The organism is Thalassotalea euphylliae (assembly GCF_003390335.1).
Taxonomy (GTDB): domain Bacteria; phylum Pseudomonadota; class Gammaproteobacteria; order Enterobacterales; family Alteromonadaceae; genus Thalassotalea_F; species Thalassotalea_F euphylliae_B.
This window is the reverse complement of record NZ_QUOU01000001.1, coordinates 4,461,581-4,483,796: the sequence shown is the minus strand read 5'-3', so window position 1 is coordinate 4,483,796 and position 22,216 is coordinate 4,461,581. Positions and strand designations below refer to the sequence as shown.

Genomic DNA, 22,216 nt, shown 5'->3' with positions numbered 1-22,216 from the left:
TCATGGCGTGGAATGAGCCGGGGAATAACGATAAAGATCCCTGGAAAAACAAAGGTGGTAACAACCAAGGACCACCAGATTTAGACGATCTATTCAAAGACTTAGGCAATAAGTTTAACGGTCTTTTCGGTGGCAAGTCTGGCGGTGGCGCCAGTGCTGGTGGCACCGGAAACAACTTTTCTGGTATTGCCGTAACGTTGGCACTAGTGATCGCGTTAGTTGCGTACTTATTTACCTGTGTATACACCATCAAAGAAGCTGAACGCGGCATTAAATTGCGCTTTGGTGAATATGTTGGTGTGGTAGAGCCTGGTTTGAGCTGGAAGTGGACCTTTATTGAAAACATCATTCCTGTCGACGTGCAAACGACGCGTGATATTCGTGCTGAAGGCTTTATGCTGACACAAGACGAAAATGTCGTGCGCGTTGAAATGGAAGTGCAATACCGAGTTATCGACCCACGCGACTACATATTTAGTGTCACGAATGCGGATAATAGCCTGAGTGACGCCTTAGACAGTGCACTGCGTTATGTTGTTGGCCATGCAAAAATGGACGATGTGTTAACCAGTGGTCGTGAAGACGTTCGCCAAAAGGTGCGTGAAGAGCTTGACGGTATCATAGAGTCATACAACTTAGGCTTATTGGTCGTAGACGTTAACTTTAAAGATGCGCGTCCACCTGAGGAAGTCAAAGAAGCGTTTGATGACGCGATTGCCGCACAAGCGGATGAAGAGCGTTTTATTCAAGAAGCTGAGGCCTATGCGCGCAGTATCGAGCCAAGAGCACGTGGTCGCGTTAATCGCATGGAGCAGGAAGCGTTAGCTTACCAGCAACAAACGGTACTGGAAGCGGAAGGTGCGGTTGCGCGTTTCGAAAAAATCTTACCTGAGTACCAAGCCGCGCCTCAAGTTACTCGTCAGCGTATGTACTTAGCGAGTATGGAAAAAGTTTACGGTAACACCAGTAAAGTGATGGTTGATGTTGAAGGTGGTAACAACATGATGTACTTACCGCTTGATAAAATCATGCAGCAGCAAGCCGCACCAACACGCATCGTTCCTTCGTCAGTAAGTAGTGTGCCTGCCAGCACGGGGAAGAACTCTTCTCCTACTTCAAACGTTGGGCGCAGTGATAGATTTAACAGTGGGAGAAACTAAGCAATGAAAAACTTTATTGTGACAGCGTTCGCGCTACTGTTTATTTTGGTGGTATCTGCGGTATTTGTCGTACCGGAAGGGCAGCGTGGTATCGTTTTCCAGTTCTCAAAAATCAAACGTGATGCTGACACGGGTGAAATGCGTATTTACGAACCCGGCTTACATTTTAAGATCCCTTTGATCGAAAACGTGAAGCGCCTAGACGCTCGAATTCAAACGCTAGATGAAGCGCCAGATCGCTTCGTCACCGCTGAGAAAAAAGACTTAATGGTCGATTCATACGTGAAATGGCGTATTGTTGATTTCTCAAGGTTCTACTTACGTACTTCGGGGAGTTTTGATCAAGCGTCAATCTTATTGAAGCAGAAAGTAAACAACGGCCTGCGCACTGAGTTTGGTACGCGCACCATTCAAGAAATTGTCTCTGGTGATCGCGATGGTTTAATGGCAAAAGCGCGTGAAAGTGCGGAAAGCAGCCGTGATGACTTAGGTATCGAAGTCATTGATGTACGTGTTAAAGCGATTAACTTGCCTAACGAAGTCAGTAACTCAATTTTTGAGCGTATGCGTGCAGAGCGTAATGCTGTAGCCAAAGAGCACCGCTCAAAGGGTCAAGAGCAATCTGAAATTATTCGCGCTGAAATTGACGCTAAAGTCACCGTTATGTTAGCTGATGCGCAAAAGAACGCGCAGCAGATTCGCGGTCAAGGTGATGCAACTGCGGCAAAAGTTTACGCCGATGCGTACAGTAAAGACGCAGAGTTCTATGCTTTCTTCCGTAGCTTAGAAGCTTATGAAAATAGCTTTAACAGCAAGAGCGATATTATGGTCGTTAAACCGGATAGCGAGTTTTTCAATTATTTGAAAAACGATAAGCAAGATAAGTAACGCACCGTCGGGTTCGTTATCTGACAATTGTAAAGGCCACAACTTTGTGGCCTTTTTTATGGTTTTTTCTAGCGAAATTGCAAACTTAAAGCGATTGCCCCTTCACCTATAGTCTGCTGTGACTTTCGTCAAATCTCGACAAATTCATTAACTTTAACTAGGGTTACTATAGTCACTCACCTAAATTGATTTATGTATCAATTGGTTAACTACTTACGCTTTGCAAAGTACTGTGTTTGTCATTGCCGTGTGCTTAGGTATACCGTTGTTTACCAAAAAGTTGCGCTATCTGTGCTGAACTTGAACACTAGTGCCAAGCTTGAACAAAAGGATCTGTTCAATGGGTAGTCGTCCACACAATGGCTTTACATTAATTGAGCTGATTATCGTCATTGTGATTCTTGGCATTGTTGCCGCCACGGCGGTACCTAGGTTGATTGATTTGACCGAGGATGCCAATTTAGCTGCGGTTCGCACATTTGCCGCCAACTTTGAAAAAGCGGCCAATGACGCCCATTTGCGCTGGCAAATTGCTGGAGCGCCAGGGCGTATTCAAAATATGCCGGGTTTTGGGGACGGTACATTGGATATGAGCACGAATGGCTGGCCTCTTGGCACCAACAAAGGCAATGCGAATGATAACGTTGGACGAGGTAGTGCAGGCTGTCATGCGCTTTGGAATTACCTACTGGTTGATGGCCCAAGAGCAGATGCAGATACGTCTCAAGACTTCCAAAGCTATCGCCACAGTGGTAACACCTCATGTTCTTTTGTTTATCGCGCGAATGGCGATACGGCGGCTAGAAGTGCGGCTAAACTCGGCGTGCTTTACAACTCTATCAGCGGTAGCGTTAGTGCTTGCGGCACACAAACCGCTACATCATGTTAGCTGGATGCAGGGCTAACAGCCCTAGGCTATTCAGCCTTTTGCCAAGAGTTAATCTATCCCCTTATGCGTTAAAATTAACCAATAAAACTTGGACTCATTTTTGATCTCTGGTAGAATCGCCGCCTAATTTTCTTACCAACATGTAATCATGGGAAAAAACGTTGTAGTTCTGGGCACCCAATGGGGTGACGAGGGTAAGGGTAAAGTTGTTGACTTACTCACAGACAAAGCAAAGTACGTAGTACGTTATCAAGGCGGCCATAACGCAGGCCACACACTAGTAATCAATGGTGAAAAAACCGTTCTTCATTTAATTCCATCTGGCGTTTTACGTGACAATGTAAAGTGTTTGATCGGTAACGGTGTTGTACTGTGTCCAAAAGCCCTGATGGCTGAAATCACTATGTTAGAAGAACGCGGCGTACCAGTACGCGAACGTTTACTTATCTCTGACGCATGTCCATTAATTTTGCCTTACCACAATGCGCTTGATGCCGCGCGTGAAAAAGCTCGTGGTAGCAAAGCGATTGGTACGACAGGCCGTGGTATTGGCCCAGCGTATGAAGACAAAGTCGCTCGTCGCGGCTTGCGTGTTGGCGATTTATTCTGTGCAGACTCGTTTGCCGCTAAATTAAAAGAAATCGTTGAGTACCACAACTTCGCATTAGTGAACTACTACAAAGCTGAGCCAGTTAGCTATGAAGAAGTGCTAGCAGACGCAATGTCCGTTGCTGAGGTGATCAAAGGTATGGTTGCTGACATTGCAGAACTGCTAGATCAAGCACGCAAGAACGGTGAATCAATCATGTTTGAAGGTGCTCAAGGTACCTTACTTGATATTGACCACGGCACATACCCATACGTAACGTCTTCAAACACTACCGTTGGTGGTGTGGCAACAGGTTGTGGTTTTGGTCCGCGTTACTTAGATTACGTGTTAGGTATTACCAAAGCTTACACGACACGTGTTGGCTCTGGTCCATTCCCAACAGAATTAGACGATGAGATCGGTAACCACTTAGGTACAGTAGGCCACGAGTTTGGCGCTACCACAGGCCGCGAGCGTCGTTGTGGCTGGTTTGATGCTGTTGCTATGCACCGCGCCGTGCAAATCAACAGTATTTCAGGCTTCTGTTTAACTAAGCTTGACGTACTTGATGGCTTAAAAGAGTTAAAAATCTGTACTGGCTACAAAACAGCCAATGGTGAAATCATCACTGTGCCGCCAACAGCAGCGGAAGGCTATGAGCAAATCACGCCAGTGTATGAATCTATGCCAGGTTGGGATGAATCAACTGTCGGTGCAACTTCTTTCGATGAGCTTCCAGCAAATGCTGTTGCTTACATTAAGCGTTTAGAAGAAGTCACTGGGGTGCCAATCGATATCGTATCTACTGGCCCAGATCGCAACGAAACCATGATTTTGGTTAATCCGTTCGACGAATAGCAGATACATTAGTGTCAGTAAAAACCAGCCTCTTGGCTGGTTTTTTTATGTCTGTTTGTCTTTAATATTTAGCGCGAAATGATACGCTGAGGCGGCAAGCAGCGATTCTTGTGACTTTACTCGCCATACCATATTAATTTTTGAACAATTCATAGCTCAAAGTTATGTAGGCGTAACGCAAAAATATTAACTTTTCTTTGCTAATTTAGCGGATTATCTTGGATTTAACTCATCAAGGGCATTGGTCTAACCTCTTAATTGGCATGAGTTACAGCCACTTTCTATTAAAAAATGACCTTGTCATCGTCATCTTAAATCCAATACCATATAAACTATCATAATAATAAACATAATAAGTATGTGATTTACAAATACAATTACATCCATCAAGTTAACAACGTGTTCATGTAAGGGAACGAAGATGACAGATTTAAAACAGCAGGCATTGGACTACCATGCCCTGCCAACCCCGGGAAAAATCAGTGTTTCCCTAACCACGCCCGCGGAAACGAGTAAAGACCTTGCATTGGCTTACAGCCCGGGTGTTGCTGAGCCAGTACGAGAAATTGCTGACAACCCAGATAACGTATACAAATACACAGCGAAAGGTAATACAGTTGCTGTGATATCTGATGGTAGCGCGATTTTAGGGCTTGGCAATTTAGGTCCACTGGCGTCAAAGCCAGTAATGGAGGGTAAGGCATTGTTGTTTAAACGTTTTGCTGACATTGATTCGTTCGACATCGAAGTTAAGCACAATACCGTTGAAGAATTTGTGACGACCGTCGCCAATATTGCTGACTCATTCGGTGGGGTAAACCTTGAAGATATCAAAGCCCCTGAGTGTTTTGAAATAGAGCGTGCGCTAATTGAGCGCTGCCGCGTTCCTATTTTCCATGACGACCAGCACGGTACGGCAATTGTGACTGCAGCGGGGATGCTGAACGCACTTGATATTCAAGGCAAAGAAATTCGCGATGCCAATATTGTTTGTATGGGAGCGGGTGCTGCGGCAATTGCGTGCATGGAGCTGTTGATTAAGTGTGGTGCACAACGCGAAAAAATATACATGCTTGATCGCAAAGGGGTTATTCATACACGTCGTGATGATATCAACGAGTACAAAAGACAATTTGCGAATAATACCGATAAGCGCACGCTTGACGATGCTATCGATGGCGCAGATGTATTTGTTGGCGTTTCTGGTCCAGATTTACTTGCTGCTGAGCAGTTGGCGAAGATGGCACCCAACCCCGTTGTTTTTGCTTGCTCAAACCCAGACCCTGAAATTAAACCTGAGCTTGCTTTAGCGACTCGCGATGACGTTATCATCGCTACGGGTCGTTCAGACTATCCAAACCAAGTGAACAATGTGTTGTGTTTCCCGTTTATTTTCCGTGGTGCGTTAGATGTCCGCGCGAAAGCGATTAACGATGAAATGAAAATTGCCGCAGTAAACGCAATACGCGACTTGGCGAAAGAAGATGTGCCAGCAGAAGTCTTAACCGCGAGCGGTGATAAAAGCCTAAACTTTGGTCGCGATTACATTATTCCTAAGCCAATGGATAGTCGATTAAAAGCGCGTGTGGCGAAAGCTGTTGCGCAAGCGGCTGTTGACTCAGGTGTGGCGGCACTGCCAATGCCAGAAAACTATATGGCTAAGTAAGTGCGTTAGTTTGATGGCTAGTTGTTGTAAAAACAGTGGCTTATAGCATTAAAAAAGGCGCTTTAAGCGCCTTTTTTAGCTGAGCGCGAGTGCGCCATATTAGTCTTCTTCGTCTTCAGTGTCGAATTGAGAAAAATCAGTTATTCCTTGTGCTATTAAGGCTTCACGCACGGCCTCTGGTAAGCGGTGTTCGTTGTCCTTGGCAAGGTCGTTATCATTTGGCAAGGGTTGGCCTGTGAACGCATGCAAAAATGCTTCACATAGCAACTCGCTATTGGTGGCATGGCGTAAATTGTTAACTTGGCGACGGGTACGCTCATCAGTTAGCACTTTCAATACCCGCAGTGGGATTGAGACGGTGATTTTTTTGACTTGTTCACTTTTTTTGCCGTGCTCAGCGTAAGGATTAATATATTCGCCATTCCAATCAGCCATTTAAGTACCTCTTAGATTATTATTAGTTGGGTGATGGTCAGCATTTTTAATGCGCTGTCATGTCTTTTCATAGCAACCCAGATATCAACGTTAAATTGTACTCGGTGGCATATTACAGTCAACCTATATGTGTAGAAGTTTAGATGTCTAAAACTGCTTGACCGATAATTTTAAAACAGATAGATTTATAGACGTCTAAACATCTAATCTTTGAATTTGTCCACAGGTGAATCTTATGAGCAAGCAAAAAGCTGCAACTACCGCTGCTAGAGCAGGTATTAATCGCGACCAACATCACGGTGCTGTTGTTGCTCCAATTCACTTATCGAGCACTTATTCCCTCAAAGGTTTTAATCAAAAACGCGAATTCGATTATTCGCGCACAGGTAACCCAACACGTGCCACATTTGGACAGACGATTGCCGAGTTAGAAGGTGGTGCGCTAGGTATTGTCACTAGCACGGGCATGGCGGCTGTGCATTTGATTTGTCAGTTATTGTCTGTCGGCGACAAGGTGGTTATCCCGCACGATTGTTACGGTGGCAGTTATCGCTTATTTGTCCATTTGGCTAAACGGGGTCAGTTTGACTTGCTTGTTGTCGATCAAAGCGATGAGCGCGCCCTCTCTGACGCATTGGCGCAAAAACCTAAGTTGGTACTCATTGAAACGCCAAGCAATCCATTATTACGTTTGGTTGATATTGAAAAAATCGCCACGGCGAGTAAAGCCGTGGGCGCACTGGTTGCGGTTGATAATACTTTCCTGTCCCCGGTATTGCAACAGCCGTTAGCGCTGGGGGCAGATATGGTTTTCCATTCCACGACGAAATATATCAACGGTCACAGTGACGTTGTTGGTGGGGTATTAGTCACCAAAGATCAGGCGCTTGGTGAAGAGCTTGCTTGGTGGGCAAATTGCATCGGTATTACCGGTGCGGCATTTGACAGTTTCCTTGCCTTACGCGGCTTGAAAACTCTGCCATTGCGCATGGCTGCTCATCAGCAAAATGCCAATGCCGTCGCCGCGTTTTTAGTGAAGCACCCAGCCGTAGAGAAAGTGTATTTCCCTGGGCTGAACGATCATCCGCAACACGCGCTTGCTAAACGTCAACAGCAAGATTTTGGCGCGATGTTGAGCTTTGAAATTAAAGGCGGTGAAGATGCCGTTCGCACTCTGTTCGACAACTTGTCATTGTTTACCTTAGCTCAGTCGCTAGGTGGTGTTGAGAGCTTAATTAGCCACCCGTCAACCATGACACATGCAGGGATGGACTTAGCGGCACAAAAAGCCGCGGGCATTAGCCAGTCGTTAGTACGCCTATCGGTGGGGATTGAAGACATCAGCGATATTTTGGCTGATCTCGATGCCGGCCTGAATGCGAGTCAGCAAGTCAAAGCCTAAGTGTGAAGTCATGAGTAGTCATCTAGCCCCAAATAATTTACCTCAAAACGATCTACCTCGAAATGAGCTACCTCGAAATGAGCTACCTCGAAGTGAACTACCTCAAAATAGGTTAGCCAAGCATGCAGTTGAAGTGCATAAGTTTGGTGGTAGCTCGCTAGCGTCTGTTGAGTGTGTTAATCGCGTGGTCGAAATCATTCAGCGCAATTGTCAGTTGGATGACATTGTTGTGGTTTCTGCCAATGGTGATACCACCGACGATCTTATCGAAATTTTTCAACTGGCCATTGAGAATAGCGATCAATTGCATCAAGCAATCGATGGTTTAAAACAAAAACAACAAGGTCTCGCTAAAGGGTTACTCAGTGACGTGAACACAGGAGCGCTGTTCACTGCTATTGAGCAGGACTTCGCGCTACTGGCTAAATGGTTACAGCTCGATATTCGGGCGCACGAAGCTGAGTTGTTGGCATTTGGTGAAATGTGGTCAGCAAGGTTGCTCGCTGCTGTCTTGGCAGAGCGGGTTTGCCCTAGCTATGCTATTGATGCGAGAACATTTCTAGTCATTGATGATGAAGTCAATTGCCAGGTTGATTATGAGCAGAGTCGCGACAAGCTGCAGCGCCAATTAAACGGGCAACAACTGGCGGTGATCACCGGTTATATTGCCCGTGACGCTCAAGGTTTACCTTGCACACTTGGGCGCAATGGCAGTGATTATTCGGCCACGATTTTAGCGGCCTTAACGGATGCGCAAAATGTTACGTTGTGGACGGACGTTGATGGTATTTATAGTGCGGATCCTCGTGTCGTGCCGCTAGCGAGAAAGCTGCACCGCGTGCCGAGAACGGTTGCCAAAGAACTGGGGCGGCTGGGCAACCCGGTACTGCATGCCAAAACACTCAAGCCGCTAGTGCAAGTTGGTAGCCATTTGAATGTGGCCAGCAGTTTTGACCCGGCGACCATTGGCACGGAAGTTGGTGACTTTGGTCAGATTGCTCAACAAGAGCTGTCAGTAACCTCATTGAATGATTTATTGTTAGTTGAATCAGCTGCGTTAAAAGGCGAGCAAGGTCAGCAAATCGCGAGTGAATTTGCTGCGCTCAGTGGTGATGTAAACACCGGGCAGTTAGTGATTCGTCTAGCGCAACAAAAGCTCATCAGTGAGTCTCTGGTGAGCTTGGGGCAGGAAATTAAATTCACGCCTGTCGCTATTATTGCTGTCGTTGGTCACCAAGCGGCGCAGCGCGCTAATTTGCGTGCGCGCTTTAAACGCGCATTAAAACACCAGGGTATGATTGCGCTCTTTAACGCCTTACACCAAGATAGTTTAGTCGCTGTGCTGCCACAAGCGGTCACCGCAGAGTTACTTAATACCGTGCATCACGACGTGATCAAAGACGCCCGTCATATTGGGCTAGTCGTTGCTGGTCTTGGCAATATAGGTGAGCAGTTCTTAGCGATGCTGCCGCGCCAACTTGAGCAAGTAAAAGCACTGGAAAATGTGCACTTGGTCGGGTTGCTGTCGTCAACAAAGCGTTTATTTCAGTTAGACGGCATTGAGCCAGAGCATGCGGTATCGAGCTTTCAGCAATTGGCAACGCCATATCAGATAGATGGCTTGGTTGAGCAACTTACTGCCCACCCATACGACGAACTCATTGTTGTCGATATCACACCGAGTGAGGCATTTAGCCAATTGTATGGTCAGCTCTTTAGTCATGGTATTCACGTGATTGGCGCAAATAAGTGGGCGGCGTCTGCGCCGCTTGCTGAATATCAAGCTAACAAGGCGATTGCGGCAGAAAATCAGGCGTTATGGCTCGGTAACACAACCGTTGGTGCGGGCTTACCCATAAATCATGCCATCGACGATTTACTGCAAAGCGGGGATCGTATTCTCGAAATCTCGGGCATTTTTTCCGGCACCTTGTCATGGCTATTTGAGCACTTCGACGGCGCGCAAGCATTTGGTCGCTTGTTAACCGATGCGCTATCACAGGGGATCACAGAACCTGACCCTCGCGAAGATTTATCGGGCCGTGACGTCCAGCGAAAGTTGCTGATTCTGGCGCGTATGGCAGGATTTGAGTTGTCGCTGGAAGATATCACTTGTGAAAACTTGGTACCTCAAGCACTGCGTGACATATCGCTGTCAGAATTCTTAGCGCGGGTTGATGAATTAGATCAACCATTTGCCGCGCGTCTTAAACAAGCGCAACAAGCGGGGCAGTGTATTCGCTATATTGCGCGTTTTAGTGCTGATGCAGGCAAGCTCACGGCACAGGTTAGGCTGGAAAGCATCGCCACATCAGATGCATTTGCGAGCCTAATACCGTGCGACAACATATTTAAAGTAACAAGCGATTGGTATCAAGACAATCCGCTGATTATTCGCGGCCCTGGTGCTGGCCGAGAAGTCACCGCTGGCGGCTTGCATTCCGATTTAGCGAATGCTTGTAAACAGCTGTCCAGCAAACAACATCAAGTGAAATTAAAGGGGATTAACGAATGACATATAGCCATGCCAGACAAGTCGAGTCACTTAACCAAAGTTTAAGTGAAATTAGCAATGATATTAATGTCTCGTTTGAGTTTTTCCCGCCAAATTCGCCTCAGATGGAAACCACACTGTGGAACTCAATTGAACGGTTAGCGCCGCTTAAACCAAGCTTTGTCTCGGTGACATACGGTGCGGGCAGCGGCACACGCGATCGCACTCACGACGTGATTAAACGCATTCAAAAGGACACTGCGCTTTTGGCGGCACCGCATTTAACCTGTATTGATGCCGGGCGTGACGAGCTTATCCAGATCGCTAAAGACTATTGGGAAAGCGGTGTGCGTCATATTGTGGCATTGCGTGGTGACTTGCCCGATAGCAGTGAAAAGCCATCTATGTACGCCGCTGACCTCGTTGAATTGTTAAAGTCGGTCGCTGATTTTGATATTTCAGTCGCTGCTTACCCGGAAGGCCACCCCGAAGCGCCAAACCCGCAGTTTGATTTGCTTAACTTAAAGCGCAAAGTTGATGCTGGTGCGTCGCGTGCCATTAGCCAGTTCTTTTTTGATATTGAGTCATACCTGCGTTTTAGAGATCGCTGTGCATCGGTTGGTATCGATGTTGAAATCATTCCGGGCATTTTACCTGTCACTAACTACAACACCCTTAAACGATTTGCGGGGTTAACCAATGTACACGTACCAAGCTGGATGCCAAAAATGTATGAAGGGTTGGATGACGATGAAACAACACGCCGTTTAGTGGGAGCCAATATTGCGATGGAACAAGTAAAAGTGCTTCACAAGGAAGGAGTGAAAGATTTTCACTTCTACACACTTAATCGCGCGGAATTGACCTACGCCATTTGCCACACCTTAGGTATTCGCCCTAAATAGCCGAAAGCTAGGCTGGCCACGCGCTAATCCTCTTAGCAAGGAACAATAGTTACGGTTAGAGCTGCGCCAACCGCTAAAATCTACAAAAGGTTACCAATTTGGTAACCTTTTTACATTAAGCTGTCAGTATTTGAGTTTCATAGGCTTTTCACTTATGGTTAGCAGAGCAGCCGCTTTTTTACTTCCACGAGTATGCTTCACCAGTTAATCCAATTTTCATGAATAAAAAGACTCATCAATCGATATTAACGGCGCAGGTCACGAATCTACTCGACCGCATGTTCAAAGAAAGTGCGCTTAAAGATACGATTCTCGACGGTGCGCTTGAGTTTTATCAAGCTCAGTTGGCGAGTGAACAAGCCACGCAAGCATTGGATAATGAAGCGAGCAACGTATTTAAATCTCAAGAAAGTCCACACAGTGCGAGATATGAACGGCGCCAAGCAGAGCTAGAAACAGGTCGCACGCAACTGCAACAGCAGCAACGCTCGGCGCGAATTGCGCGTCACGAACGTTTTGACAATCTGTGTTTGGAGATTTTAGATCTCAGTGAAGGCGAAACGTTTGACGAAACCAATCGAAAATCCGCTCAGCTACTGGGGACTATTCAGTTATTAAGCCCGACCGAGGGCAGTCATGTGGCAAAAACCAATGAGCAACACAAACCATTGTACAAAACCGTGCTTATGTTGCGCTTGCTCGACCGTTTGATTTTAGATGGGGCGATTAAAGACGCTTACATTCAAGAATTCTTGGGGGATATTACGCCAGCGCAATACATGGCGTTTGAAGCGTTGGACGAAGTGGCTTACAAGGCGTTTCGCGATCAAGTGAAAATTCCTTTGATGAAAGCGGTGTTAGTGCAAGATATCGGCACTTACCACCCTGAGGCACAAGCACTGTTGCTTGGGGAAGACCAAGACCAAGATCCTTATCGCACGCTACCCGTTGAAGAGCGTAAACAGCTCTTGCAAATCAACTATCGCGAATCCATTAAGTTTTTGGTCGATGGTTTAGGGCCGGGTGAATATTTTGGTAACTCAAAAAAAGATCGCGTGCTATTCGAAGAGCAAGAGCTACGTAAACTCAAATTTGTCAGAAGTTTACTCAAGCAGGCAATCAATCCCAAAGAGGGGTTAGCCAACGTGATTAAAGTGCCGCAAATTTATTGCTCTATCGTGCTTTCAACCAAGTCAAACTACAAATACAAGCTGATTCCAAAAGTTTATCAGGCGCTTTATCAAAACGCAGAGCGCGGCGCTTGTAGTAAACAAGTCGTCGACAGCTTATACAAAATTACAGGCATGTTTCCGCAGGGCTTCGGTGTCACTTACTTAGCTGTCGATGATGCGGGCAATTCCCTCGATCGCTATGAATATGCCATAGTTAATCACCTATATCCTGACAACCCAGAAGAGCCGGTGTGCAGAATTGCCTCGCGCCAGCTTACGTTCATTGGTTATGGTGCCGATTTAGTGGTGAGAAAAAGTGAAAATCTTTATTTCGCTGAGTCAGCAAAGCGCCTAGCCAATATTAGCCGAGCGCGTCTACAAGAAATTTTGGAAAATCTGGTGTCAAACTATCAAGAGCGAGCTGAGCTCGATTTGATCCCGCGCTGCTGGCACCCTATGGAGTTCTTTTCAATTCGCACCAACCAGAAGCTTTGGAACAAGCCTTCTTAATTGGCTAACATAGTTGTTTAAACATAGTTGTTTAAACATAGTTGGCTAGCACCGTTGACTGACTCAGTAGCGTCGAACCGCTACTGACTCCGATACGGTTTGAGCTAATCCCCAAGCGATTAGTCCTGCATACAGTAGCGCTGAATCATAGCGGTAAGCACGCGCAAGGTCTCGTCAATTTGATCATAGGCCAAGAATTCATCCGGCTGATGCGCTTGATTAATCGAACCGGGACCAAGCACGATAGTGTCGCACCCAAGTGATTGAATATAAGGGGCTTCGGTACAATAATTAACCGCACAGCATTGATGACCAGAAATTTCTTCGGCAACAGTCAATAAACCATGGCTATCTGCTTGGCCGAAACTTGGGCAAGGCGGGTGCAGCTCTTCCATCGTGATACGGCCTGGGTATTGTTCAGCAATGGGCTTTAACGCTTCACTTAACCAATGCACTAATTCTTCATCTTTAAGGCCGGGTAGAGCGCGCATATCGATGTCTAGATTACAGTGACCACAAATGCGATTGGCGTTATCCCCCCCGCTGATGGCGCCCAAATTTAAGGTTGGCTCAGGGACGTCAAATGCCTGATTTTGGTACTTGCTGCACAAGTCTTGCTTCAACGCCAATAATTGGCCAATAATTTGGTGAATAATCTCTATCGCATTCACACCAAGGGCGGGCTTACTTGAGTGACCGGATTGCCCTGCTACCGAAATGCGATGCGACATATGACCTTTGTGCATAACCACGGGCACCAACTCTGTTGGCTCGCCAATAATCGCGACATCAGGCTTTATTAATTGTTGCTCTGCGAAAAAGCGAGCGCCAGCCATGGTGGTTTCTTCATCAGCGGTTGCTAATACATACAGGGGCTTTTTAAGTTGTTTAGCATCCACTTGGCGAGCCACTTGCAAAATAAAGGCGAAGAAACCTTTCATATCGCAAGTACCTAGCCCAAAAAATTTATCATCTTGCTTGGTGACGTTAAGCGGATCACTTTGCCAGCGATTGTCATCAAATGGCACAGTGTCAGAGTGTCCCGCCAGTAACAAACCGCCTTCACCGGTTCCCAGCTGAGCGAGCATATTAAATTTGTTTCGGGTATTCGGCACTGGCTGAATTGTTATCGAGAAGCCGAGTGTTTCGAACCAGCTTGCCAGTAAATCAATCACCTCGCGATTGCCGTGATCCCATTCAGCTAAATTAGAGCTGATTGACGGGCTAGCGATCAACTGTGTGAGTGCAGACTCAAAATTGGGTAATAATTTATTCATAAAATATTTATGTTGATTAGTTGCATAAAAATTCATGCAATGTTACTTTTCTCACCACAGTGTAAATAACCTAATTTAAGAAGGCTACGGAAATATCAGCATGTATTCAATGCGACGACGATAATGCTTTATATATTCAACTATAGTTTGCTGCTTGGTTGATGTTATAAGTTTGAGTGTCCCGCCTTATCGTTCAGTACTCGATAGGGGAGTAAAGGCAACGAAGTCTTGTTTTTGGTACTGGTTTACGTTTAGTTTTTTATTGGTTTAATTGAATACAATTGCAATTTTGGTGTTTTGATATGAAAGTCGCGGTTATTGGCGCAAGTGGATACGTTGGAGCTGAGCTTGTTGGTTTATTGCTTCAACATGACAAAGTTTCGATCTCGCATTTAGTGGTATCGGAAAACAGTACTTCCAATGGATCATTATTTTCAGAGTTACATGCTCGCTGGCTGGGGATCTGTGATGTACCCCTCCAGGCTTTTTCCGAGCAATGGTTCAATACTGCTGTTGACGAGCTAGATGCGGTCTTTTTTGCGACACCGCACGAGTTTAGTGCTGATTGGGCGCAAGCCTTCATTGATAAGGGCGTTCAGGTGTTTGACTTGTCTGGCGGCTTTCGCCTCAAGGCACCCGAAGATTACCCAACTTACTATGGTTTTTCACATGCCAATACAGACGCACTGGCGCAAGCTCAATACGGCTTAGCGGAATGGCTACCAAGTGATTTTGCTGACGCGGCACTAGTTGCGGTGCCGGGCTGTTACCCAACGGCCAGCTTACTGTCGCTCAAGCCTGTGGTCAGCCAGAATTTGCATCTTGAAAACAGTTTAATTGTGGTTAACGGCATTAGTGGCGTTAGCGGTGCTGGTCGCAATGGCTCGTTAGCGACTAGCTTCAATGAAGTGAGTTTACGCCCGTACAATATTCTTAAACATCGCCACCAACCGGAAATTAGCCAAGAAGCTGGCGCGCAAGTCATTTTTAATCCACACCTCGCGCCGTTTAAGCGTGGTTTGCTCGCAACGGTGACGTTATCACTCAAAGCCGATGTCACCAGCAATATGGTTGATCAAGCGTTTACCTGCGCTTATCAAGACCAACCGCTGGTACGGATTAAACCGCAATGTCCGCAAATTGACGATGTGGCACACACGCCGTTTGCTGATATTTATTGGCAATATGACGAGAGCAAGCAAGTGCTAGTGGTAACCACGGCGATTGATAACCTGCTCAAAGGTGCGGCTTCACAAGCAGTGCAATGCCTGAATGCTAAACTTAATCTACCTCTTGCCTATTCGCTAATTGCGCAGCAAAGCAGTGCTGCTCGGAGTTAACGCATGAAACCTCTTGTCATCAAAATTGGCGGTGCCATTTTAGAGAAAGCCGACGCACTTCATCAGCTATTGTCGGTTATTGCCAAATTACAACAAACCGAAAATACCCCAGTCGTGTTAGTGCATGGCGGTGGTTGTGTGGTTGATGAGATGCTTGCACAAGCAGGTTTTTCGAGCGAAAAGAAAAATGGTTTACGCGTTACCCCACACGAGCAAATGCCGATTATCAGTGGCGCTTTGGCGGGCAGTGTTAACAAACAAATTGTCGCCACCGCAAGCCAAGTAGGGCTGAATGCTGTGGGGCTATCGCTCGCTGATGGCAATATGGTCAGTTGTACGTTAAATCCAAATGACCTTGGTGCTGTTGGTATTCCCAAAGCACAACACAGCAAATTACTGGACAGTTTACTGAAAGCTGATTTTCTGCCCGTGGTTTCTTCAATCGGTATGCTGACAGCAAATGAGCAGCAAGCCGGTGCCTTGGTAAACGTGAATGCAGACGATGCCGCCGTGGTGATTTGCCAGTTACTCAATGCTCAATTGCTGTTGCTCACCGATGTAAACGGTGTGATGGATGACACTGGTCGCTATTTGGCTGATCTCACCGAACAACACGCCTCAGAGTTAATCGACGCAGGCGTTATCTCTGGCGGTATGACCGCTAAAGTTAACGCCGCTTTCTACGCCGCCAATCAACTGCGACGAAGTATCGCGGTGGCCAGCTGGCAAGCACCAGAGCAGATTCTATCGCTGCTTTCAGGCGCTGATATTGGCACCCGCATTATTCCGAGTAACGCCGCATAGCTCCCAGTAATGCTGAATAGCAATGACTGACTAAGCTAGCAACAGGGCAACAACCTCTAGACAAGCATATTTGATACATTTTCAGGGCGCTTTGATTAAGTGCCATGTTAGGACTTTACCATGACAATTTCACAGTTTTTAGCGGACGACTCACAAAGCAAGTCGCAAATTTTAGACCTGATCAACCTCGCCAAAACTATCAAACAAAACCCTGCCGATTACAGCCAAGTATTGGCGGGTAAATCGGTGGCGATGATCTTTGAAAAGCCGTCACTGCGCACGCACGTCAGCTTTGATATTGGTATCGCGAAATTAGGCGGTCATGCCCTTTATCTTGGTCAACAAAATGGTAAGTTGGGCGAGCGTGAGCGAGTCAGCGACTACGCGAAAAACCTCTCATGTTACGCTGATGCCATCGTCGCTCGGGTATTTTCACATGAGTCTATTACTGGCTTGGCAACCCATGCCAGTGTGCCTGTGATTAACGCGCTGTGTGATTTATATCACCCGTGTCAGGCATTGGCAGATTTTGTCACTCTGGCAGAGCAGTTTGATGACTTGACTGAGGTCAAAGTCGCTTATGTCGGTGACGGTAATAATGTCTCTAACTCATTGATGTTAGTGGCAGCAATTTTAGGCGTTGACTTCACCCTTGCCTGCCCAGAGGGCTATGGCCCAGCACCTGAAATGGTTGCCAAAGCTCAAGCACTGGCGGCGCAATCTGGTAGCAAGCTGGTATTAACCAGTGATGCATCAGCCATTGGCGCGCAAGATGTTATCTATACTGATACATGGGTTTCCATGGGCGACGACACTAAGTTTGCCGATATTGAAGCGCAGTTTATGCCGTTTCAGGTCAATCACGCCATGATGGAAACCACAGGGGCAACGAAAGTTATGCACTGTCAGCCAGCGCACTTAGAGCATGAAATAACCACAGCGCTGTTTGATGATGAGAAGTACTCGGTGGTTTTTCCACAAGCTGAGAACCGCATGTGGGCGCAGATGGCGGTTTTCGTCAGTATCTTTGCCAGTCGTTAATGAAAACGGCAAGCAACGAACAGAATTAGCACAGATTAAACAAATACAGATTACGTAAGCACAGATTAACAAAGAATTATTAGGTAAGCACAATGGCATTAGCAAAGAAAAAACAAATCAAAAAAGTGGTATTAGCATACTCTGGCGGCTTAGATACATCGGCGATCATTCCGTGGTTAAAAGAAAACTACGATGGCTGTGAAGTGGTCGCCTTTTGTGCCGATGTCGGTCAAGGGGATGAAGAGCTGGATGGGATCAAAGAAAAGGCGATTGCCTCAGGCGCTTCTGAATGTCATGTGGTTGATTTAAAAGAAGAGTTTGTCAAAGATTACATTTACCCCATTCTAAAAACCGGCTCTGTCTACGAAGGCCAGTACTTGTTGGGGACGTCGATGGCACGCCCAGTGATTGCCAAAGCTCACGTTGAAGTTGCGTTAAAAGTGGGGGCGGATGCGGTCTGTCACGGTTGTACTGGTAAAGGTAACGACCAAGTGCGTTTTGAGTCTTGTTTTGCTGCGCTTGCGCCAGAATTAACCGTGATTGCGCCATGGCGCGAGTGGGATATGGTCTCGCGTGAAGATCTGCTGAATTACTTGGATGAGCGCGATATTCCATGCTCGGCATCGCTGACTAAAATCTACAGCCGTGATGCCAATGCGTGGCATATCTCACACGAAGGGGGTGAATTAGAAGATCCTTGGTGTGAGCCGTCTAAAGAAGTGTGGACCATGACGGTAGATCCAATGGACGCGCCGGATACACCAGAAACCGTACAATTAAGCTTTGACCAAGGTGAACTTATCGCGGTTGATGGCAAAGCCCTTTCAGCGTATGAAGCACTGGTTTACCTAAATGACAAAGCGGCGGCACATGGCGTTGGTCGTATTGATATCGTTGAAAACCGTTTGGTTGGCATGAAGTCGCGCGGCTGTTACGAAACACCGGGTGGTACGGTCTTAATGGCTGCCTACAAAGGCTTAGAAACCCTGATTCTCGACAAAGAATCACTGAAATTTAGAGAGTCTATTGGCCTTGAGTTTTCCCATGTGATTTACGATGGTCGCTGGTTTACACCGCTGGCAAAAGCACAGTTGGCTGCTGCTGCCTCATTGTCTGAAAAAGTGACAGGTGACGTGGTGGTGAAACTTTACAAAGGCACTGCCACAGTGACTCAACGCCGTTCGCCGAACAGCTTATACTCAGAAGAATTTGCGACTTTCGGCGCTGACGAGGTTTACGACCAACAGCACGCTGAAGGCTTTATTCGCTTGTTCAGCTTATCGAGCAGAATTACGGCAATGAATCAAAAAGATAAGTAAGCATAAGTAAGCATAAGCATCAGCGACAGTTAAAGATAAGGTTAGGAGAAAGACTATGGCATTGTGGGGCGGCCGGTTTAAAGAAAAGGCGAGCGTACAATTTAAAAAATTTAACGACTCATTGCCGGTTGATTACCGCATGGCGGTACAAGATATTGTTGGCTCGATTGCTTGGGCTGGGGCGCTCAATCAAGTCGGTGTGTTGTCTGATGACGAAGTAACACAGCTTGAGTCAGCGCTGCTTGAGCTGAAAGCATCGGTGGAAGAAAATCCGAAACAGATCCTGCTTTCTGATGCGGAAGATATTCACAGTTGGGTGGAAATTCAGCTGATTGAAAAAACCGGTGATTTAGGGAAAAAGCTGCACACTGGCCGCAGCCGTAACGACCAAGTGGCGACTGACCTCAAGCTTTGGTGTAAAGAAACGGGAGGCGAGTTACTCATCGCTTTAGTCAATTTACAGCAAGCGTTAATGAACCTCGCCGAGCGCGAATCAAATACGGTATTGCCAGGTTACACCCACTTGCAGCGCGCTCAACCGGTGACTTTTGGTCACTGGTGTTTGGCTTATGTGGAAATGTTCGACCGCGATATTGGCCGATTAAAAGACTCACTCTATCGTTTAGATGTTTCGCCGTTAGGCTCAGGCGCACTGGCAGGTACTGCCTACCCGATTGATCGCGATAAGCTGGCGCAAAATTTAGGTTTCCGCGCGGCAACCTTGAACAGCTTAGATGCGGTTTCTGATCGCGACCATGTGATTGAGCTGCTGTCTTCTGCCAGCATCAGCATGATGCACCTCTCGCGTTTCGCTGAAGATTTGATTTTCTATAACTCAGGTGAAGCTGGCTTCGTTGAAATGTCAGACTTGGTGAGCTCGGGCTCCAGCCTGATGCCGCAAAAGAAAAACCCGGATGCTTGCGAGCTTATTCGCGGTAAAGCAGGGCGCGTTTTCGGCTCATTAACGGGCATGTTAACGACAATGAAAGCTTTGGCACTGGCCTACAACAAAGACATGCAGGAAGACAAAGAAGGCTTGTTTGACGCTTTAGATACGTGGCAAGAGTGCATGGAAATGGCGACATTAGTGGTTGAAGGGCTTAAAGTGAATAGCGCCAGAACCCTAGCGGCGGCGCAGCAAGGTTATGCCAATGCCACTGAGCTGGCCGATTACCTTGTCAGCAAGGACATTCCGTTCCGTGAAGCGCACCATATTGTTGGCGAGGTGGTCTTGGCGGCAATCGACAAAGGGGTGCCATTAGAAGATCTCACCCTGACTCAGCTGCAAGCATTTAGTGACAAGATTGAACAAGATGTCTACCAACACCTTTCGATTGAGTCGACCCTTGATAAGCGTGAAGCACTAGGTGGCACCTCGCGTTCACAAGTACAAAAGGCAATTGCCCAAATGCAAAAAGGCCAAACCGATATTTTGAATGAACAAGTAGTCGGGGCACCGGGTAAACAACAAACCAAACTGGCGTTGAAACAAGTGCAGCAGCGTTTAAATGCACAAAAAGCCGAAGCCTTCTCTGTGCGCCGTGCGCGTATGTCGGATATCGACAAGATTCACGAATTGGTCGCTTACTGGGCCGATAAAGGCGAGATTTTAAATCGCAGCCGCGAGAACATTATCCACGATGTACAGAATTTCGTGGTTGCCGAAGTTGAAGGGCAAGTGGTGGGTTGTGCATCGCTTTACATTTACGAACCTGGGCTGGCGGAAATTCGCAGCATCGTCGTTGACGACAGCTGGCACGGCCAAGGGCAAGGCCAAGCGCTAACGCAATACCTGTTGGAATTTGCCCATATGATGGAGCTAGAAACCATTATTGTGCTGACCTATATTCCTGACTACTTTAGCAATCTTGGTTTTAGTGTGATCGATAAGTCAACCTTGGCGGATTACATCATTGAAGACAGCGAGCCTAGCCCGAATCGTCATCCAGAAGACGAAATCGCCATGGCTTACCAAGTGTCTCGTGTGGCGGGCTAGCCTAACACCGTTAGTCAGTTAGCCCTGTTAGCAAAAGTTTTTTATTGATTGGAAGAGGAAGAGCCCTCAGTGCCAGCTTCACACGCGCGTCAGCAGATGAGTCAGAACGCTATGACTGAAACGAGCGAAAAAAACCAAGACTATGTTAAGTGGTTTAGAAATGCCGCCCCCTACATTAATGCCCATCGCGGTAAAACCGTGGTATTAATGTTTGGTGGTGAGGCGGTGCTTCATCCCAACTTTGCCAATATTATTCACGATATTGCGTTGTTGCGTAGTCTTGGTGTCAAGCTGGTTATTGTGCATGGCGCCCGCCCGCAAATCGCCGAGCGCGCAGACTTACTGGGTGTTGAACAGCAGTTCGAACAACACCTGCGCATTACTGACCCAAAAACCTTAATGGCCGTTAAAGATGCGACGGGTTCACTGCGCGTGCATATTGAAGCGCTGTTAACGACCGGGTTAGCGAACTCGCCAATGCATGGCGCGCAAATTCGCGTGAGTACAGGTAACTTTGTTATTGCTCGCCCGATTGGGGTTAAAGAAGGGGTGGATTATCAGCACACAGGGCTAGTGCGCCGCATTGACACTGAAGCCATTAACCGCCAATTAGATTACGGCTCGATTGTGCTGCTCTCGCCAGTGGGCTATTCGACCACGGGGGAAGTGTTTAACTTGGCGCTGGAAGATGTTGCGACCCAAACAGCAATCTCGCTAGGTGCAGATAAACTCATCACTTTTACCGAGGACGATGGCCTGCTGGATAACGATGGCTCGTTAATTCGCAGTTGCAGTGTTCGTAAGGTCAAAGAGTTACTGGACTCTTATGGCGAGCAAGAGGTGGATCACGTCCGCCAATTGCTGCTGCGAGCGATTATCCAAAGTGGTGAAAATGGTGTTGAGCGCTGTCACTGTGTGTCATATCAAAGTGATACCGCGCTGCTGCAAGAGTTGTTTACGCGTGATGGCGCGGGGACGCTCATCGCCAAAGATCACAAAGAACATATTGCCACGGCGTCAATTGACGATGTGGGCGGCATTTTAGAGCTCATTCAGCCGCTGGAAGACGAAGGCGTGTTGGTGCGCCGCTCACGCAAACTGTTAGAGACAGAAATTGATCGCTTTATCGTCCTGAAAAAAGAGGAAGTGATCATTGCTTGCGCTGCGCTATACCCATACCCAGAGGTGAAAGCGGGTGAGCTTGCTTGTGTCGTCATCCACCCGGATTATCGCAAAGGCAATCGCGGTGAGCGGCTCATTGCGGCCGTTGAAGCATTTGCCAAGCGGCAAAAATTAGAGCAACTGTTTGTGTTAACAACCGTCAGCGGTCACTGGTTTCGCGAACAAGGTTTTGCCGAAACAAGCGTCGACAGCTTGCCGGAAGAAAAGAAAGAAATGTATAACTACCAACGCAAGTCTAAAGTGTTGGTCAAATATATTGCCTAAATCACAGCCTCGCCTATTCGGTTGC

General features: G+C 47.0%; 17 protein-coding genes. 15 read left to right on the top strand and 2 right to left on the bottom strand.

Annotated features, from left to right (window positions below):
- Positions 1-2: 2 nt before the first annotated feature.
- From hflK to DXX93_RS19435, 5 genes are all read left to right on the top strand, one after another.
- Positions 3-1,160 carry an FtsH protease activity modulator HflK gene (hflK, locus tag DXX93_RS19455; protein ID WP_116009561.1) on the top strand — a complete coding sequence of 386 codons (1,158 nt, stop codon included), beginning with the start codon at positions 3-5 and terminating at the stop codon, positions 1,158-1,160.
- Between the two features lie 3 nt (positions 1,161-1,163).
- On the top strand, positions 1,164-2,048 hold the full coding sequence (gene hflC, locus DXX93_RS19450) for a protease modulator HflC (protein WP_116009560.1): 885 nt from the start codon (positions 1,164-1,166) through the stop codon (positions 2,046-2,048).
- Positions 2,049-2,388: 340 nt separating this feature from the next.
- Positions 2,389-2,937: a prepilin-type N-terminal cleavage/methylation domain-containing protein gene (locus DXX93_RS19445; RefSeq protein ID WP_116009559.1), complete on the top strand. Its 549-nt coding sequence runs from the start codon at positions 2,389-2,391 to the stop codon at positions 2,935-2,937.
- Between the two features lie 148 nt (positions 2,938-3,085).
- Positions 3,086-4,384: an adenylosuccinate synthase gene (locus tag DXX93_RS19440; RefSeq protein ID WP_116009558.1), complete on the top strand. Its 1,299-nt coding sequence runs from the start codon at positions 3,086-3,088 to the stop codon at positions 4,382-4,384.
- 421 nt (positions 4,385-4,805) lie between these two features.
- Entirely contained in the window at positions 4,806-6,050 is a 1,245-nt protein-coding gene (locus tag DXX93_RS19435) for a malic enzyme-like NAD(P)-binding protein (protein WP_116009557.1), read from the top strand.
- Positions 6,051-6,149: 99 nt separating this feature from the next.
- Here the strand turns inward: DXX93_RS19435 and metJ are convergent, their stop codons facing one another.
- A complete protein-coding gene (gene metJ / locus DXX93_RS19430; RefSeq protein ID WP_116009556.1) occupies positions 6,150-6,485 on the bottom strand; it encodes a met regulon transcriptional regulator MetJ in 336 nt (111 codons plus the stop codon).
- Positions 6,486-6,720: 235 nt separating this feature from the next.
- On the opposite strand from metJ, the gene metB reads away from it, so the two are divergent.
- The 4 genes from metB to DXX93_RS19410 all read left to right on the top strand — a co-directional run bounded on the left by metB (position 6,721) and on the right by DXX93_RS19410 (position 12,968).
- A complete protein-coding gene (metB, locus tag DXX93_RS19425) occupies positions 6,721-7,887 on the top strand; it encodes a cystathionine gamma-synthase (RefSeq protein ID WP_116009555.1) in 1,167 nt (388 codons plus the stop codon).
- A gap of 10 nt (positions 7,888-7,897) precedes the next feature.
- Positions 7,898-10,402 (top strand): bifunctional aspartate kinase/homoserine dehydrogenase II, encoded by a 2,505-nt coding sequence (gene metL / locus DXX93_RS19420; protein WP_116009554.1) that lies wholly within the window; start codon positions 7,898-7,900, stop codon positions 10,400-10,402.
- Complete coding sequence (metF, locus tag DXX93_RS19415; protein WP_116009553.1) at positions 10,399-11,286, top strand: methylenetetrahydrofolate reductase; 888 nt, start codon at positions 10,399-10,401, stop codon at positions 11,284-11,286. The genes metL and metF overlap by 4 nt, the downstream gene beginning before the upstream one ends.
- 218 nt (positions 11,287-11,504) lie before the next feature.
- Positions 11,505-12,968, top strand: coding sequence for a hypothetical protein (locus tag DXX93_RS19410; RefSeq protein ID WP_116009552.1), 1,464 nt, complete (start codon positions 11,505-11,507; stop codon positions 12,966-12,968).
- A 119-nt stretch (positions 12,969-13,087) separates the two neighbouring features.
- Here DXX93_RS19410 and argE read toward each other — a convergent pair whose 3' ends face one another.
- Positions 13,088-14,245: an acetylornithine deacetylase gene (gene argE, locus DXX93_RS19405; RefSeq protein WP_116010060.1), complete on the bottom strand. Its 1,158-nt coding sequence runs from the start codon at positions 14,243-14,245 to the stop codon at positions 13,088-13,090.
- A 302-nt stretch (positions 14,246-14,547) separates the two neighbouring features.
- On the opposite strand from argE, the gene argC reads away from it, so the two are divergent.
- From argC to argA, 6 genes are all read left to right on the top strand, one after another.
- Positions 14,548-15,585 carry an N-acetyl-gamma-glutamyl-phosphate reductase gene (gene argC / locus DXX93_RS19400; protein ID WP_116009551.1) on the top strand — a complete coding sequence of 346 codons (1,038 nt, stop codon included), beginning with the start codon at positions 14,548-14,550 and terminating at the stop codon, positions 15,583-15,585.
- A gap of 3 nt (positions 15,586-15,588) precedes the next feature.
- Entirely contained in the window at positions 15,589-16,389 is an 801-nt protein-coding gene (gene argB, locus DXX93_RS19395; RefSeq protein ID WP_116009550.1) for an acetylglutamate kinase, read from the top strand.
- A gap of 126 nt (positions 16,390-16,515) precedes the next feature.
- Positions 16,516-17,430, top strand: coding sequence for an ornithine carbamoyltransferase (locus DXX93_RS19390; RefSeq protein WP_374188953.1), 915 nt, complete (start codon positions 16,516-16,518; stop codon positions 17,428-17,430).
- A gap of 92 nt (positions 17,431-17,522) precedes the next feature.
- Positions 17,523-18,749, top strand: coding sequence for an argininosuccinate synthase (locus tag DXX93_RS19385; protein ID WP_116009548.1), 1,227 nt, complete (start codon positions 17,523-17,525; stop codon positions 18,747-18,749).
- 55 nt (positions 18,750-18,804) lie between these two features.
- The gene (argH, locus tag DXX93_RS19380) at positions 18,805-20,745 is read left to right on the top strand and encodes an argininosuccinate lyase (protein WP_116009547.1); all 1,941 of its coding nucleotides are present in this window, start codon (positions 18,805-18,807) and stop codon (positions 20,743-20,745) included.
- A gap of 111 nt (positions 20,746-20,856) precedes the next feature.
- On the top strand, positions 20,857-22,191 hold the full coding sequence (gene argA / locus DXX93_RS19375) for an amino-acid N-acetyltransferase (protein WP_116010059.1): 1,335 nt from the start codon (positions 20,857-20,859) through the stop codon (positions 22,189-22,191).
- Positions 22,192-22,216: the final 25 nt, after the last annotated feature.